The 15,114-nt window shown below is 70.6% G+C and carries 10 protein-coding genes; 6 read left to right on the plus strand and 4 right to left on the minus strand.

Annotated elements, in window-relative coordinates:
• Window positions 1-16 precede the first annotated feature (16 nt).
• Window positions 17-916 carry a diacylglycerol/lipid kinase family protein gene (locus AW270_RS06600; protein WP_061291751.1) on the minus strand — a complete coding sequence of 300 codons (900 nt, stop codon included), beginning with the start codon at window positions 914-916 and terminating at the stop codon, window positions 17-19.
• Window positions 917-1,018: 102 nt separating this feature from the next.
• Between AW270_RS06600 and AW270_RS41735 the strand changes: the two genes are divergently transcribed.
• The 5 genes from AW270_RS41735 (at window position 1,019) to AW270_RS06625 (ending at window position 7,975) form a co-directional block, all read left to right on the plus strand.
• Entirely contained in the window at window positions 1,019-1,468 is a 450-nt protein-coding gene (locus AW270_RS41735; RefSeq protein ID WP_061291753.1) for a winged helix-turn-helix domain-containing protein, read from the plus strand.
• A gap of 48 nt (window positions 1,469-1,516) precedes the next feature.
• Complete coding sequence (hrpA, locus tag AW270_RS06610) at window positions 1,517-5,350, plus strand: ATP-dependent RNA helicase HrpA (RefSeq protein WP_061291755.1); 3,834 nt, start codon at window positions 1,517-1,519, stop codon at window positions 5,348-5,350.
• The gene (locus tag AW270_RS06615) at window positions 5,347-5,997 is read left to right on the plus strand and encodes an HAD family hydrolase (RefSeq protein ID WP_061291757.1); all 651 of its coding nucleotides are present in this window, start codon (window positions 5,347-5,349) and stop codon (window positions 5,995-5,997) included. The genes hrpA and AW270_RS06615 overlap by 4 nt, the downstream gene beginning before the upstream one ends.
• 66 nt (window positions 5,998-6,063) lie before the next feature.
• Window positions 6,064-7,293 carry an AAA family ATPase gene (locus tag AW270_RS06620; RefSeq protein ID WP_063819136.1) on the plus strand — a complete coding sequence of 410 codons (1,230 nt, stop codon included), beginning with the start codon at window positions 6,064-6,066 and terminating at the stop codon, window positions 7,291-7,293.
• Window positions 7,283-7,975, plus strand: a complete 693-nt coding sequence (locus AW270_RS06625; RefSeq protein ID WP_169807264.1) for an RloB family protein — start codon at window positions 7,283-7,285, stop codon at window positions 7,973-7,975. The genes AW270_RS06620 and AW270_RS06625 overlap by 11 nt, the downstream gene beginning before the upstream one ends.
• Before the next feature lies 1 nt (window position 7,976).
• Here AW270_RS06625 and AW270_RS06630 read toward each other — a convergent pair whose 3' ends face one another.
• The 3 genes from AW270_RS06630 to AW270_RS06640 form a co-directional block, all read right to left on the minus strand.
• Window positions 7,977-9,539, minus strand: coding sequence for a serine/threonine-protein kinase (locus AW270_RS06630; protein ID WP_061291763.1), 1,563 nt, complete (start codon window positions 9,537-9,539; stop codon window positions 7,977-7,979).
• An 18-nt stretch (window positions 9,540-9,557) separates the two neighbouring features.
• Window positions 9,558-11,087 (minus strand): choice-of-anchor I family protein, encoded by a 1,530-nt coding sequence (locus AW270_RS06635; RefSeq protein WP_157521740.1) that lies wholly within the window; start codon window positions 11,085-11,087, stop codon window positions 9,558-9,560.
• Between the two features lie 70 nt (window positions 11,088-11,157).
• Window positions 11,158-12,312 (minus strand): SGNH/GDSL hydrolase family protein, encoded by a 1,155-nt coding sequence (locus tag AW270_RS06640; protein WP_169807265.1) that lies wholly within the window; start codon window positions 12,310-12,312, stop codon window positions 11,158-11,160.
• 156 nt (window positions 12,313-12,468) lie between these two features.
• Here AW270_RS06640 and AW270_RS06645 point away from each other — a divergent pair, with 156 nt between their 5' ends.
• Window positions 12,469-15,054, plus strand: a complete 2,586-nt coding sequence (locus AW270_RS06645) for an ATP-binding protein (protein ID WP_061291767.1) — start codon at window positions 12,469-12,471, stop codon at window positions 15,052-15,054.
• The last annotated feature ends 60 nt before the right edge of the window (window positions 15,055-15,114 follow it).

A 15,114-nucleotide genomic window follows, 5' to 3' on the forward strand; every position in this document is an offset into this window, starting at 1 on the left:
CCGGGACCCTTGTATGTCAGGCGCTCTTGGCGATCGGGGCCGCTTCCGGGACGCAGAAGGTGATCGCCTTGGGGACGATCTTCACCTTCAGCTTGTCGGCCCGGCCCCGCGCGCCGCCGTCCATCTCGTACGTGGTCGGCTCCGCGAACCGGACCGTCACCTTCCTGGCCCGGGTGATGCGGAGGAAGGGCGACTCGTCCGAGCGTCCCGCCGACATCTGGCCGAGGGTGCGCGCCCACTCGATCGGCCCCTTGGCCGTGGACACGCCGACCTCCAGCCACCCGTCGTCGGGCTTGGCGTCGTCGAAGGCCTCGATGCCGCCGCCGACCGTGCCGACGTTCCCGAACAGCACGCAGCTCGCGTCGCCCTCGAACCAGCGCTCGCCGTCGAGGTCGATGCGGGTCGCGACGACGCTCGAACCGGCGTGGCGCAGGCCCGTCCACCAGTAGGCGAGCTTGCCCATGCGCTCCTTGAGGCCCCGGTCGGCGTCCGCGATCATCTCGGCGTCGAACCCGGCCCCCGCCATGACGGCGAAGTGCTCCCCGTTGAGCTTGCCGAGGTCGAGCCGCTCGCGGCGGCCGTGGAACCCGATGCGGACCGCCTCGTCGAGGTCGGTGGGGACGCCCAGGTTGCGGGCGAGGAGGTTGGCCGTTCCGGCGGGCAGGATGGCGACCTCGGCCTTCGAACCGGCCAGCACGTCGACGCAGCGCTGCACGGTCCCGTCGCCGCCCCAGACGAACACCAGTTCCGCCCCCTTCTTGAGGGCTTCCTTGGCCGCCTTGGGCGCCTTCTTGCTCTTGGGGACCTCATACCAGAGCAGTTCACCGTCGTGGTGCTCGGCCAGCAGCGACCGTAGCCGGTCGAGACCCGCGCCGAGCGTCTTCTTCTGATGCGCGACAACAGCGATCGTCTTCACAGCGACCCGTGCTACCCCTTCCGATGACGGTCATTCGTAACCCTTAATTCCTACTTGTATAGGTGGTATTGTTTCCGGTAACTACGAGGAAAGGGGACGACCATGACCCATGCGACTGTCATCGATCTCATGGCTCGCCAGCGCGACATCGCGGGAGCCGGGGCGGAGCCCGGCGAGGGCGCCGTGCTGGGCGTCATCCCCGTTCCCGAGACGGGCGCGTCTCTCGTCGTCGTCGGCTACCTCGTCGGCGACGCCGCCAAGGCGCCCGCGCCCCGGCGCGAGGTCCAGATCGACCGCGAGAGCCGCACCGTCGTCGCCGACGGCGCCGAGATCGACCTGACCTACCGGGAGTTCGAGCTCCTCGACTACCTGGCCGCCGCCCCGGGCCGGGTCTACAACCGCCGCCAGCTGCTCGCCGCCGTCTGGGACCGCTACGACGACGCCGGGGCACGGACGGTGGACGTCCACATCCTGAGACTCCGCCGCAAGCTGGGCCGGCACGCGGCCCGCATTGTCACGGTCCGCAACGTGGGGTACAAGTACGCAGGCTGAAAACCATTGGCTGGAGGCCCAGGAGACCTGCCTATCCTTGAGGATGGGATGAACACGCTCTCCGATCTCCAGACCCGCCTGTCCGGCCTCACGTTGCGCGACCAGCGCCGGTTGCGCCGCCGTGTCGACGGCGTGCGCAAGGTCCGCGACCCCAAGGCCCGCCAGAAGATCCTCACCGAGCTGTCCGGCGAGGTCGAGGCAGCCGAGGCGCGGGTGGCGGCCCGGCGGGCCGCGCTGCCCGCCATCGACTACCCCGCGCAACTGCCCGTCAGCCAGCGCCGGGACGACCTGCTCGACGCGATCCGCGACCACCAGGTCGTGATCGTCGCGGGCGAGACGGGGTCGGGCAAGACCACCCAGCTCCCCAAGATCTGCCTCGAACTCGGGCGGGGCGTGCAGGGCCAGATCGGCCACACCCAGCCCCGCCGCCTCGCCGCCCGCACCGTCGCCGAGCGCATCGCCGACGAGCTGAACATCGAACTGGGCGAGGCGGTCGGCTACAAGGTCAGGTTCACCGACCAGTCGAGCGACAACACCCTGGTCAAGCTGATGACCGACGGCATCCTGCTGGCCGAGATGCAGACCGACCGCTTTCTCAGCCAGTACGACACCCTCATCATCGACGAGGCCCACGAGCGCAGCCTCAACATCGACTTCATCCTCGGCTACCTGAAACAGCTCCTGCCCAAGCGCCCCGACCTCAAGGTCGTCATCACCTCGGCCACCATCGACCCCGAGCGCTTCTCGCGCCATTTCGACGACGCGCCGATCATCGAGGTCAGCGGCCGCACCTACCCGGTCGAGGTCCGCTACCGCCCGATCGACGACGACCAGGAGGACCAGACCCAGGCCATCGTCGAGGCCGTCGACGAACTGGTCGCCGAGGGTCCGGGCGACATCCTGGTCTTCCTCAGCGGCGAACGCGAGATCCGCGACACCGCCGACGCGCTGAAGGGCCGCCGCGAGGAGGTGCTGCCCCTCTACGCCCGGCTGTCGGCCGCCGAGCAGCATCTGGTCTTCCAGCAGCACACCCGCCGCCGGATCGTGCTGTCGACCAACGTCGCCGAGACCTCCCTCACCGTCCCGGGCATCAAATACGTCATCGACCCCGGCTCGGCCCGCGTCTCCCGCTACAGCCACCGGCTGAAGGTCCAGCGGCTGCCCATCGAACCGATCTCCCAGGCGTCGGCGAACCAGCGGAAGGGGCGGTGCGGCCGTACGAGCGACGGGATCTGCATCCGCCTCTACAGCGAAGAGGACTTCATCGGACGCCCGGAGTTCACCGACCCGGAGATCCTGCGCACCAACCTGGCCAGCGTCATCCTCCAGATGACCAGCCTGGGCCTGGGCGACATCTCGGCCTTCCCGTTCGTCGAGCCGCCCGACCAGCGCCAGGTCAAGGACGGCGTCAACCTGCTCCAGGAGCTCGGCGCCCTCGACGCCAAGGGCCTGACCGCGATGGGGCGCAAGCTCGCCCAGCTCCCGGTCGACCCCCGCCTGGCCCGCATGATCCTGGAGGCCCAGACCAACGGCTGTGCCCGCGAAGTGATGATCATCACAGCGGCGCTGTCGATCCAGGACCCGCGCGAGAGACCGGCCGAGAAACAGCAGGCCGCCGACGAGAAGCACCGCAGGTTCGCCGACAAGGAATCCGACTTCCTGACCTACCTGAACCTGTGGCGCTACCTGCGCGAGCAGCAGAAGGAGCTGTCGTCGGGCGCGTTCCGGCGGCTGTGCAAGGCCGAATACCTCAACTACCTGCGCGTGCGCGAGTGGCAGGACATCGACGCCCAGCTCCGCTCGGTCGCCCGCACCCTCGGCGTGGTCCTCAACAGCGCCGACGCCGACCCCCAGCGCATCCACCTGTCGCTGCTGGCCGGCCTGCTGTCCCACATCGGGGTGAAGGACGTCGCCAAGAAGGACCAGCCCGGCGGGCGCCGCCCGATGACCGAGTACATCGGGGCCCGCAACGCCCGGTTCGCCATCTTCCCCGGCTCGGCCCTGGCCAAGCAGCAGCCCCAGTGGGTCATGTCGGCCGAACTGGTGGAGACCTCCCGCCTGTGGGCCCGCGTCAACGCCAAGATCGAGCCGTCGTGGGTCGAGCCGCTCGCCCAGCACCTGGTCAAACGCACCTACAGCGAACCCCACTGGGAGAAGGACCAGGCCGCCGTGGTGGCCTACGAGAAGGTCACCCTCTACGGGGTCCCGATCGTCACCGAGCGCAAGGTCAACTACGGCCGCATCGACCCCGACCTGTCCCGCGAGCTGTTCATCCGCAACGCCCTGGTCGAGGGCGACTGGCGCACCCACCACCGCTTCTTCCACGACAACCGCAAGCTCCTCGCCGAGGCCGCCGAGCTGGAGGAGAAGGCGCGGCGGCGCGACATCGTCGTCGACGACGAGACCCTGTTCGACTTCTACGACCAGCGCATCCCCGCCCACGTCGTGTCGGGCGCCCACTTCGACGCGTGGTGGAAGAAGGAACCCGACAAGTCGTCGCTGACCTTCACGCCCGAGATGCTGGTCAACGAGAACTCGGGCGTCTCCGCGCGCGACTACCCCGACGCCGTCCGCCAGGGCGGCCACCGGATGAGGCTCACCTACCAGTTCGAGCCGGGCACCGAGGCCGACGGCGTGACCGTCCACGTGCCGCTGTCGGTCCTCAACCAGGTCACCGACACCGGTCTCGACTGGCAGATCCCGGGCCTGCGCGAAGAGCTGGTCACGGCGCTGATCCGGTCGCTGCCCAAGCACCTGCGGCGCAACTTCGTGCCCGCCCCCAACTACGCGAAGGCCGTGCTGGCCCAGGTCCAGCCCGGCAGCGAGCCGCTGCTCGACGCCCTGGAGCGCGAACTGCTCCGCCAGACCGGCGTGAGCGTGCCCCGCGAGGCGTGGAACCTCGACGCCCTGCCCGACCACCTGCGGGTCACCTACCGGGTCGTCGACGACAAACGCCACACCGTCGCCGAGGACAAGGACCTCCAGGGCCTCAAGCGCCGCCTGGCCCCCAAGATCCGCGAGACCCTGTCGGAGGCGGCCGACACCCTGGAGCAGTCGGGCCTGACCAAGTGGACCATCGGCACCCTCCCGAAGGTCTTCGAACAGGGCCGCCTCAAGGCCTATCCCGCCCTGACCGACCAGGGGACCTCCGTCTCCGTCCGCATGTACGAGACCGCGGAGGAGCAGGAACGCGCCATGTGGACCGGCACCCGCCGCCTGGTCCTGCTCAACGTGGTCAGCCCCGCGAAGCAGATCCTGCGCGGCCTGACGACCGCGGAGAAGCTGTCGCTGTCCCGCAGCCCCCACGGGGGAGCCCCGGCCCTGTTCGACGACTGCGTCTCCTGCGCCGCCGACAAGCTCATCGCCGACGCCAAGGGCCCCGCCTGGGACGAACTGGCCTTCACCGCCCTGCTCGACCAGGTCCGCGCCGACCTCTACGAGGTGACCTGGGAGACGGTCACCCGCGTCGAGCGGGTGCTGGGCGTCTGGCACACCGTCCAGAACAGGATGTCCGGCCCGCCCGACATCGTGGCCGACATCGAAGACCAGCTCAAGGCGCTGATCCACACCGGCTTCGTGACGGAGACGGGCTACAGGCGCCTGCCGGACCTCCACCGCTACCTGCGCGCCGTCGAACGCCGCCTGGAGAAGCTCGCCGACGACGTCCACCGCGACCGCACCCTGATGCACCAGATCCACGACCTCGAAGACGACTACCGCGACCTGGTCGCCGGCCTGCCCCCCGCGCGCCGCAACGCCCCGGCGGCCGGAGAGATCCGCTGGATGCTGGAGGAACTGCGGGTGAGCTTCTTCGCCCAGACCCTCGGCACCCCCACCCCGGTGTCGGAGAAACGCATCAGAAAGGCGATGGCCCAGCTATGACGATCCGCTCCGTGGTGCTCGACGTCGGCGAGACCCTGATCGACGAGTCGCGCATCTGGTGGCGCTGGGCGGTACGCATCGGCGTCACCCCCATGACCCTGATGGGCGCCCTGGGAGCCATGGCCGCCACCAACGGCTCCTACCGCGCGGCCTTCGAACTGGTCCGCCCCGGCTTCGACATCTCCGCCGAACTGGCCGCCTGGGAGAAGGACGACCCCGACGGCCTGCGCGAGAACTTCGACGCCGACGACCTCTACCCCGACGTCCGGTCGTCGCTGGCCGCGATGCGCGAGGCGGGCCTCCAGGTCGTCATCGCGGGGAACCAGCCGATCCAGGCCTACGACCAGCTCCTGGCCATGGACCTCCCGAACGACGGCATCTACACGAGCGCCGGCTGGGGCGTCTCCAAGCCCGACCCGGCCTTCTTCGCCAAAGTCCTCGCCGTCACCGGCCACGCGCCCGACGAGATCCTCTACGTGGGCGACCGGGTCGACAACGACGTGCTCCCGGCGCTGGCGGCGGGCATGAAGACGGCCTTGCTGCGCCGCGGGCCCTGGGGCTTCCTCCACGCCCGCCGCGACGACGCGGCCAAGGCCGACATGATCGTCGACAGCCTCACCGAACTGGCCGAGCGGCTCTCGCGATGATTTGAGGCCCTCTCGCGCGGGAAATCCGCACGAGAGGGCTATTCTTTGGCTGGGGAGGTGTCCGTCGTGCTGCTTAACTTCCGGCTGGCCAATGTGCTATCGCTGCGTGACGAACAGCAGCTCTCGCTGATCGCCACCGATCTGAACGGCGGTTCCGCGCGCCCACTCCCCATTCGAGATGCGGGGAAGCGGCTCGCCGCGCTGCCCGTGGTGGCCATCTACGGCGCCAACGCCTCGGGGAAGACCAACGTCCTCAGCGGGCTGGAACTCATGCGGCGAGCGGTGCTGGAAAGCGTGTCCTGGTTCAGTGAGAGCGATCTGGATCGGCGGGTCGCGTTCGCGCTCGATGACGCCGTCGCCGCCATGCCGTCCTACTTTGAGGTCGACCTTGAGATCGACGGCATCCGCTACACCTATGGATTCGAGATTGATGACGATCGGGTGCGGGGAGAGTGGCTGCACGCCTACCCTCGTGGCCGGCGGCAGGTGTGGTTCGACCGCGCCGAAGACGAGTTCCAATTTCCCGGTTCCCTCAAAGGCGACAGGCAGGATCTCGTACGCAAAACCCGCCCCGACGCGCTCTTCCTCACGGTTGCCGCTGAATGGAACAACGAGCAGTTGCTCCCGGTGTTCGAATGGTTCCGGATCAATCTCCGGGTGCTGAGCCCGGCACGGCAGTTGCGGAACTTCAGACGTCACTCATCGGTGAGCCCATTCAGGCTGGTCCGAAACAAGGACTACCGCGATCGGGTCACCCGGCTGCTGACAGTCGCCGATCAGGGGATCACCGGATTCGACTCGCACGCACTCGAGGATGGCGAGATCCAGTTCCTCCACGCCGGTAAGCCGCTGCGGTTCGATCAGGAATCGCTCGGAACGCGGACCTGGTTCGCCCTGCTCGGCCACCTCATCAGGGCCCTCGATCGCGGCGCGGTTCTCGTCGTGGACGAGCTCGACGCCAGCCTCCATCCGACGCTTGTCGCTGAGATCATCCGCATGTTCGACGACCCCGAGGTGAACCGGGCGGGTGCCCAGCTCATCTTCACGACGCATGACGCCACCCTGCTGAGGCCGCTTCCCGGCGGCGACCGGATTCTCGACCGCGATGCGATCTGGATGACCGACAAGGACGCTTCCGGTGCCACGGAGCTGTATGCGGTCTCCGGACTCCAGCCGCCCCCACGCAAGGATGAAAACCTCGAACGCGGCTATCTGACGGGCCGCTACGGCGGCACTCCCCGGGTCGCTCCCGGAGAACTCGCGCGGGGATTCGCCGAGGCTGCCGGTGAGTCCTGACAGAACGGACCGCAAGCACCGGCGCGGCTCCAGCCTCGCGGCGGGCAGACGGTTGCGGGTGGCCGATCGGGTGTTCTTCGCCGTGTGCGAGGGGCGGGTCACCGAATACGACTACCTGACGCTGTTACAGAACCTCCATGGGGCGGCCTGCTCGTTCCGGATCGACATGCCCTCTCCCGGCTCCCGCCGCGACGACATGACGCCCGACCAGGTCGCCGACTTCGCTCTCCGGGTCGCGGAAACAGACGGCGACCAGTACACGGAGATCTGGGCCGTCTTCGACCGTGACCAGCATGTCGGCATCCCCCGGGCGCTCGAACGCCTGGCACGGCAGGCGCCCAAGGTCAGGGTGGCTTTCTCCCATCCCTCCTTCGAGTTCTGGCTCCATCTCCATTTCGCCGCATACGACGTGGCGCAGAACGGTTCGAGTCAGGAGATCGTCAGGCGGCTGAACCAGCGGGACGCCTGGGTCAGGTACGGCCGCGACAAACGGATCACCGAGGCGCGAGCGGCCGATCTGGCTCCGCACATCGTCACGGCCGCCAACCGGGCGGTGAGCCTGGAGAAGAAGTGCGTCACGGATGACTGCACCCACGTACGTGCAGGAATGGCCTGTGGCCTTCTGGAGCGCGACCCCGGAAGCGGCATGGGCGCGCTGATCGAGAGTCCCGGCATCCGCTGAGCTACTTGCGCTTCAGGGTTCCGGTGTAGGTGAGCAGGCCGAGGTCGTCGTTCCAGACGTACTCGATCGTGTCGCCCTTCGAGGTCAGTGTGACGTTGCCCGGGACGCACTGACCGCCGAGGTCGTCGAGCCGGAACATGGCGATCGTGGACGACGCCTTGAGAAGGGTGAGGGTGCCCTTGCACGGGTCCTCGCGCCACGTTCCGCTCGGCTCACCCGCTTTGAGGCCGATCTCGATGTCGTGCTCGCTCATCGCCGTGGTGGAGGGCACGATGTGTCCCTCCCAGGTCCCGTGGAACGCCTTCGGGATCGCCGAACCCGCCGGGCCCGCGGTCTCGGCGTCAGAAGGCTCAGCGGTCGGAGACCCGGCGGCGGGGGACTCCTCGCTGGAAGTCTCCTGGGCGGGGCTCTCCGGGGTGAGCGTCGACGCGGTCGACGTGGTGTTCGTCTCCTGGTCGGGCGCGAGCAGCGGCGGCACGACGACGACGCCGACCGCGAACAGGGCCGCGCCGAGCGCCGCGAGGACGAACGCGAGCGCCCTGCGGTTAGGGGCCTGGGCACCGGTAGAAGCGGGGGCCGGGGAGCCATGAGTGGCGTGCCCCGCCCATTCGGGCGGCTGGGTGAACTGCCGCCGGTCCGGATCACCGGCCCATATCCCGGGCGCCGGATCGTAGGGCCCGGCCCCCGAACGCCCCTGCGCCGGATCGTGAGGCCCACCCCCCGGAGGGCCCGCCGCCCCATGGGCGGCCGCCTCGCCGGCTCTGAGCGGGTCCGGGGCCGCGCCCACCAGGGTCAGCAGCACGTCCCGGGCCGTCGGCCGGGAAGCGGGGTCCTTGGCCACGCACCGGGTGACCAGCTCCCGCAGCGGTGACGGCACGTCGCTCACGTCGGGGTCGACGGTCATGATGCGGTGCAGCACCGAGGCGACCGAGTTCGCGCCGAACGCCGCGCGCCCGGTCGCCGCGAAGATGATGGTCACCCCCCACGCGAACACGTCGGAGGCCGCCGAGGCGGGTCGGCCGGCGATCTGCTCGGGGGCCATGTAGGCGGGGGTCCCGATGAGCCCGCCGGTGATCGTGTCGCTCTCGCTGGGCCTGGCGATGCCGAAGTCGACCACGCGGGGCCCGTCCGGGCCCAGCAGGACGTTCCCGGGCTTGAGGTCCCGGTGCACCACCCCGGCCGCGTGGATGGCCGCCAGGGCGGTGGCGGTCCCCACGGCCAGGCGCTCCAGCTCCCCGCCGGTCAACGGTCCGGCGGAGGTCACCCGCTCCTGGAGGGACGGTCCGTCCACGTACTCCGACACCACGTAGGGCCGCCGCCCGGCGACGTCGGCGGCCAGGACCCGGGCCGTGCAGAAGGGGGCCACGTTCCGCAGGGCGGACAGTTCGCGGGAGAGCGCGTGGCGGACGCCGTCGTCGGCGCCCCGCAGCAGTTTCACCGCCACCGGGAGTCCTGACGGCGCCGTGCCCAGGTAGACGACCCCCTGCCCGCCCTCCCCGAGGCGTCCGGTCAGCCGGTAGTCGCCCAGGGAGCGCGGGTCGTCGGGGTCAAGCGGGGTCACCATGCCCCAAACCGTAGACCGTCAGCGGATCTCGTAAATGGCGGTCGTGCCGGAAATCTCGTGACCCACCACCAGGAGCGGCTTGCGGGTCGGGCTGTCGGAGGCGGGGACGAACAGGACGCCCTCCGGGCCCGAGTCGCCGCCGGTGCCGCCCTCCACCGAACCCGTGAAGTCACGGCTGTTCACGTAGTCGGCGATCGCCGGGCGGCGGGGGTCGGTCACGTCGAAGGCCACGACGCCGCCGACGCGCTCCAGGCCGGCGAAGGCGTAGGTGCGGCCCCGGACGTCGCCGACGGCCACACCCTCGGGCTCGGGGCCCTTGTTGTCGCTGCGGCTGTCGAAGGACGTGTTCTCCTGGTCGGAGTTGAACTCGGCCGGGAGCTCCTTGGCCACGAGCTTCTCGATCTGGTCGCCGGAGTCCCACACGAGGCGGCCGTCGGCGTCGCGGACGGAGATCGAGCGGGCGCCGATGGCGTGCAGCTCGGTGGTGACGCCCTCGGCGTTCTTCGGCGAGGTCGAGGTGACCGTGAGGCGGCCCAGCTCGGCGTCGGCCTTGAGCGCGTCGGGGAGCGTGGTCTTGAGGTCCTTGACGCGGGCCTCCTCGGCGAAGCACTCCCAGTCGCGGGCGTCGCCCTCGTTGGCGGCCACGACGTAGGTGCGGCCGCGGGCCTCGTAGGAGGCGAGGGCGTCCGGCTGGTACATGCCCTTGACGGGACGCGGGACGATGTTGATCTTGCCGTCCTTGTCGGAGGCGTCCAGCCCGTTGCCGGGGCGGCTGTGGTCCTTCAGGCCCAGCGGGACGACGTCCGTCACGCGGCCCGAGCGCAGGTCGACGATCGCGAGGGCGTTGTTCTCCTGGAGCGAGACCCAGGCGGTGCGGCCGTGCCTGTCGGTGGTGATGTACTCGGGTTCGAGGTCCTGGGCGGCGTTGGCCTTGGGGCCGTAGATCCGCACGCCCCGCGCGCGGAGCCGGTCCTCCTTGCCGATGTACCGGCGGAAGTCGGCCGTCTTCACCGAACCGCGGCGCACGTCGACGATGCTGACCGAGCCCTCGGGGTCGACGTCGCCGTCGCAGTAGCCGGAGGGCTCGCCCTCGTTGGCGACGAGGACCTTCGAGCCGTCGGGGGTGAAGGTCACCATGTCGGGCAGCGCGCCGACGGTGACCGAGCGGATCTTCTTCAGGCCGGAGGCGGAGAAGAGGCCGACCGTGCCGGGCCTGGTCTTGTCGTCGGCCTGCTGGGCGACGGCGACCAGGCCGTTCTTCACGGCGACGCTGTTGGCGCCGGGGGTCTGGAGCGTGCCGACCTTCTTCGGGGCCCTCGGGTCGCGGATGTCGAGCACGTCGACGGTGCCGGCCTGGGCGTTGACGACGAAGACGCGGCGGGTCTTCGCGTCGTACGCGGTGATCTCCGACGCGCCGGCGTCGAACGCGCCCGTGGTGTGGCGGCCGAGGAAGTGCAGCGAGATGCCCTTGTGGGCGCTCGCCTCGGCGGGGGTGGCGACGAGCAGTCCGGCGACGAGCACGCCGGTGAGGAGGGTCCTGTTGTGCATGCGCGAAAGCGTGGCGAAACCCGGTGACCCCGCGCTGAACGCGCGGTGATCCACCGGTTAACCGGACGTCTCAGACGATCGCCGACAAACGGATCGAATAGGCCAGTTTGCGGCGGCCCTGGTCGCTCAGGTGGATGTGGTCGCCGGAGTCGTAGGCGGCGGCGAGCTGGTCGGGGTAGGTGGGGTCGCGCAGCGCCGCGTCGAAGTCGGCGACCGCGTCGAACGCCCCGCTCCTGCGGATCCAGTCGTTCACCTGGAGTCGCACCGCCTCCCGGTCCTCCGTCCACGCGGGGTAGCCGTAGAAGGGCGTCAGCGTCGCGCCGACCACCCGGACCCTGTGCCGGTGGGCGTACTGGATGAGCTTCTTGTACGCGTGGATGATCGGCGCCGCCGAGGTGTAGGAACCCTTGGCGATGTCGTTGATGCCCGCGTACAGGACCACGGTCCTGACCCCCGGCTGGGCGAGGGCGTCGCGGCCGAACCGCTGGTAGACGCTCGCGCCCGTCACCGGCTGGAGCAGCCGGTTGCCCGCGATGCCCGCGTTCAGCACCGACGCCCTGCCCCCGAGCCGCTGGCTGAGGAAGTCGGTCCAGCGGCGGTTGGAGTCGGTCGGCTGGCCCGCGCCGTCGGTGAGCGAGTCGCCGATGGCGACCACGGCGGGCACGGTCGCGGGCGCGGTGACGGCCACGCGGTCCAGGAAGTACCACTGGGTGCTGGTGTAGCTGAACTTCCAGCCGTCGTCCTTGGCGGCGTGGTCGCCGGGGTCGGACAGGAAGGTCGTCGCGTACGCCCTCTCGTGGCCCGTCACCCGGGAGTGGTTGCCCGGGACGAACACGCTGACCACCAGGTCGCTCCCGCGCGCGTAGCGGCCGGGCAGGGGATCGCTCCACACCGCCTTGCCGGCCGGGATGCGGACGTAGTTCCTCCCGCCGAAGAGCACCGGGCGGTTGGTGCCGGTCTCGATCTCGGCGCCGTAGGCCTGGAGCCCGGCGTGGACCGACCGCAGCACGATCGCGCCCGATCCGTACAGGTTCGTCAGCCGGATGCGCAGACCCGGGCCGCCCACGGACAGGCGCACCACCATCCGCACGGTCTGCCCGCCGATCGCCGTCGGGAGCCGGTCCACCGAGGCCGACCACGTGCCCAGCAGGTGCGTCTTGGGCGCCGCGGCGGCCGGTTGCGCGGAGAGTAACCCCGCGACCAGCACCGATACCAGAACGATCATCCGGACGACCGGCCGCGACATCCCTCTCCCCTGAACGTTCGATCACTGAGACGCCATACATTACGGCCAATTCGCCCACGAGACTCGGACTTGCGGATGAATGGGGACAGGCGTGCTTGAATCCTGACTAGATCACCTTCCTGAGGGGACCACAGGATGTCGGAAGCTCCCCGCGACGACGACGATCGCCTGCCGTCGCCGCGCCGCTCGTCCTTGGCCGGTCCGGCGGCCGTCGGCGTCGTGGCCGCCGTCGCCAGCGCCACGGCGGCCGTCCTCAACATCTGGGAGCTCCCCGTCGCCGCCGGGATCGGGATCACCGGCGTCGCCGCCGTGCTCGCGGGCGTGCTCGCCTACGCCACCGCCGACCCCTCGGGCCGCCGCGACCGCAAGGCCGAGGCGGGCGGCACACCCATCCCCGCCGAGCTGCCCCCGGTGATCGCCCACTTCACCGGCCGGGCCGAACTGCTGACCGAGCTGCGCGACCTGTTCGCCCGCCACGACGGCGACTCCCCGATAGTGGCCTCCCTCTACGGCCAGGGCGGCGTCGGCAAGTCGGCGCTGGCCTCCCGGTTCGCCCACGAGATGGTCGGCCGCTACCCCGACGGCCAGCTCTACTTCGACCTGCGCGGCGCCGACGGCGCGGTCCGGCCGGAGGAGGTGCTGATGGCCTTCCTGCGGGCCCTGGGCGCCCGCCTCACCACCGACGTCGGGAGCCTGCGGGAACTGCAGAAACTCTGGTGGACGTGGACCAGCGGCCGCCGCCTGCTGATCTTCCTCGACAACGCCCAGGACGCCGACCAGATCCAGGACCTCATCCCGACCGAGCCCCGCTGCGCCGTCATCGTCACCTCCCGCAGGTCGCTGATGCTGCGCAACACCTTCGACGAGCAGGTGACCGCCTTCACCGAGGCGCAGGGCGTCGAGCTGCTGGCCCGCCTGGCGGGCTCCGAACGGGTGGCCGCCGACCTCGACGCCGCGCTCGGCATCGTCCGGGCCTGCGACCGGCTGCCGCTGGCCATCAGCATCTGCGGCGGCCGGCTGGCCACCCGCAACCACTGGACCCTGCTCGACCTGTACGACCGCCTCGAACACGAGAGCCGCCGCCTCGACCAGCTGGAGGTGGGCAAGGAGATGGACAAGAGCGTCCGGGCCTCGCTCCAGCTGTCCTACGACGAGTGCACCGGCACCCAGCGCCGCCTGTTACGCCTGCTGGCCCGCTTCCCGGCCTCCGACGTCCCCGCCTGGGTGGCCGGCGACCTGCTCGACGTCTCCGAGGCCGACGGCGCCGACCAGATCGAGGCGCTGGTGGCCAGCCACCTCGCCGAGGTGACCGGCCGCGACCTGACCGGCCAGACCCGCTACCGCCTCCACGACCTGGTCCGCCTGTTCGCCCAGGAACAGCGCGCCGACCACGCGCCCGCCCGCCACACCGCCATGGAACGCGTCCTGTACGGCTACCGCCGCCGCGCCGAGGCCGCCGCCGCCACCCGCTGGCCGCAGGACTGGAGCCCCCGCCCGCACGTGGCCGGCCGTTCCCCCGACGAGATCACCTGGCCCCGCATCGAGCCGACCGGCGCGGCCGTCCGGGTGCCCAAGAGCCCCGAGGTCACCTCGGGCACGTGGTTCTCCGCCGAACGCCTGACGCTGCTGTCGGCCGTGCACCTGGCCCGGCAGCTGGAGATGTGGGACCTGGCCTGGGGCATCGGCCGGGCTTTCTGCTCCCTGTGCCACTCGCTGCGGGCCTACTGGTCCGACTGGCAGGCCGTGGCCGACATCATCTGCGACGCCGCCGAACGCATGGACGACCCCCGCGCCCTCGGCATCGCCCTGCTCGAACGGTCGGCCGTCGCCGGGGGAGTCGGCCGGGGCGAGGAGGCCCTCAAGGACGCCCAGCGCGCCCTCGACCTGCTCACCGAGCAGAACGAGCCCTGGTGGGCGGCCCGCGCCATGCGCGCGGTCGGCATGACCCTGTTCACCAGCGGCCACCTCGACCGGGGCCAGGACTACCTGATCGGCGCCATCACCGCCTTCAAGGCCGAGGGAGACGGCTGGTGGACCGCCCGCTCCCAGCGCAACCTGGCCGAGCTCCGGCTGGCCCAGCGCGGCTACACCGAGGCCCGCGAACTGCTGGAGGAGGCGCTCGACACCTTCCAGCGGGCCGGCAACCGCTATTCCGAGGCGCAGACCCAGCGGGCCCTCGGCGAGGTGCTGGGCGCCGAGGCCCGGATGTGCCTGACCCGGGGCGACTCCGCGGGGGCCGAGCGCAACTTCGTGCTGGCCGGGAACGCGCTCGGGTTCGCCGTCCGCTCCTTCCGCGACCGGGGCGAGGAGTGGGAGCAGGCCCGCAGCCTGCGCGCCGCCGGGGAGATCGGCGACCCCGCGAACATGCTCACCGAGTACGCCAACGTCCGCGACGCCAAGGACATGCTGGAGAAACTGGGCGACTCGTGGGGCGTCGCGCGGGCCGAGGTGAGCCAGGGCCGGGTGCTGGAACGCCTGGGCCGGGTCGACGAGGCGGTGGCGATGCTCCGGGGGGCCGTCCTGGACTTCGAGGCCCTCGGCGACCGCTGGTGGGCGGCGCGCGGCCTGCGCACGATCGCGGAGGTGCTGATCCGCGCCGGCCGCCCCGCCGAGGCCTACGACCCGGCCCGCCAGGCCCTCGACATCTACCAGAGCCTCGGGAACGAGGCGGGGGCGCGCCGCGCCCAGGACGCGCTCGCCCAGGCACGGGCACCCCGCTGATCAGGGGTACGGAGGGTTCATACGGGCGCCACGCCACCGACGTGTAGATCGGGCAGATTC

The organism is Herbidospora cretacea (assembly GCF_001570605.1).
Taxonomy (GTDB): Bacteria; Actinomycetota; Actinomycetes; order Streptosporangiales; family Streptosporangiaceae; genus Herbidospora; species Herbidospora cretacea.

Coding starts and splice junctions, on each gene's coding strand:
- AW270_RS06645 (WP_061291767.1), top strand. CDS start 12,469: ATGTCGGAAGCTCCCCGCGACGACGACGATCGCCTGCCGTCGCCGCGC.
- AW270_RS41735 (WP_061291753.1), top strand. CDS start 1,019: ATGACCCATGCGACTGTCATCGATCTCATGGCTCGCCAGCGCGACATC.
- AW270_RS06635 (WP_157521740.1), bottom strand. CDS start 11,087: ATGCACAACAGGACCCTCCTCACCGGCGTGCTCGTCGCCGGACTGCTC.
- hrpA (WP_061291755.1), top strand. CDS start 1,517: ATGAACACGCTCTCCGATCTCCAGACCCGCCTGTCCGGCCTCACGTTG.
- AW270_RS06630 (WP_061291763.1), bottom strand. CDS start 9,539: ATGGTGACCCCGCTTGACCCCGACGACCCGCGCTCCCTGGGCGACTAC.
- AW270_RS06640 (WP_169807265.1), bottom strand. CDS start 12,312: ATGATCGTTCTGGTATCGGTGCTGGTCGCGGGGTTACTCTCCGCGCAA.
- AW270_RS06615 (WP_061291757.1), top strand. CDS start 5,347: ATGACGATCCGCTCCGTGGTGCTCGACGTCGGCGAGACCCTGATCGAC.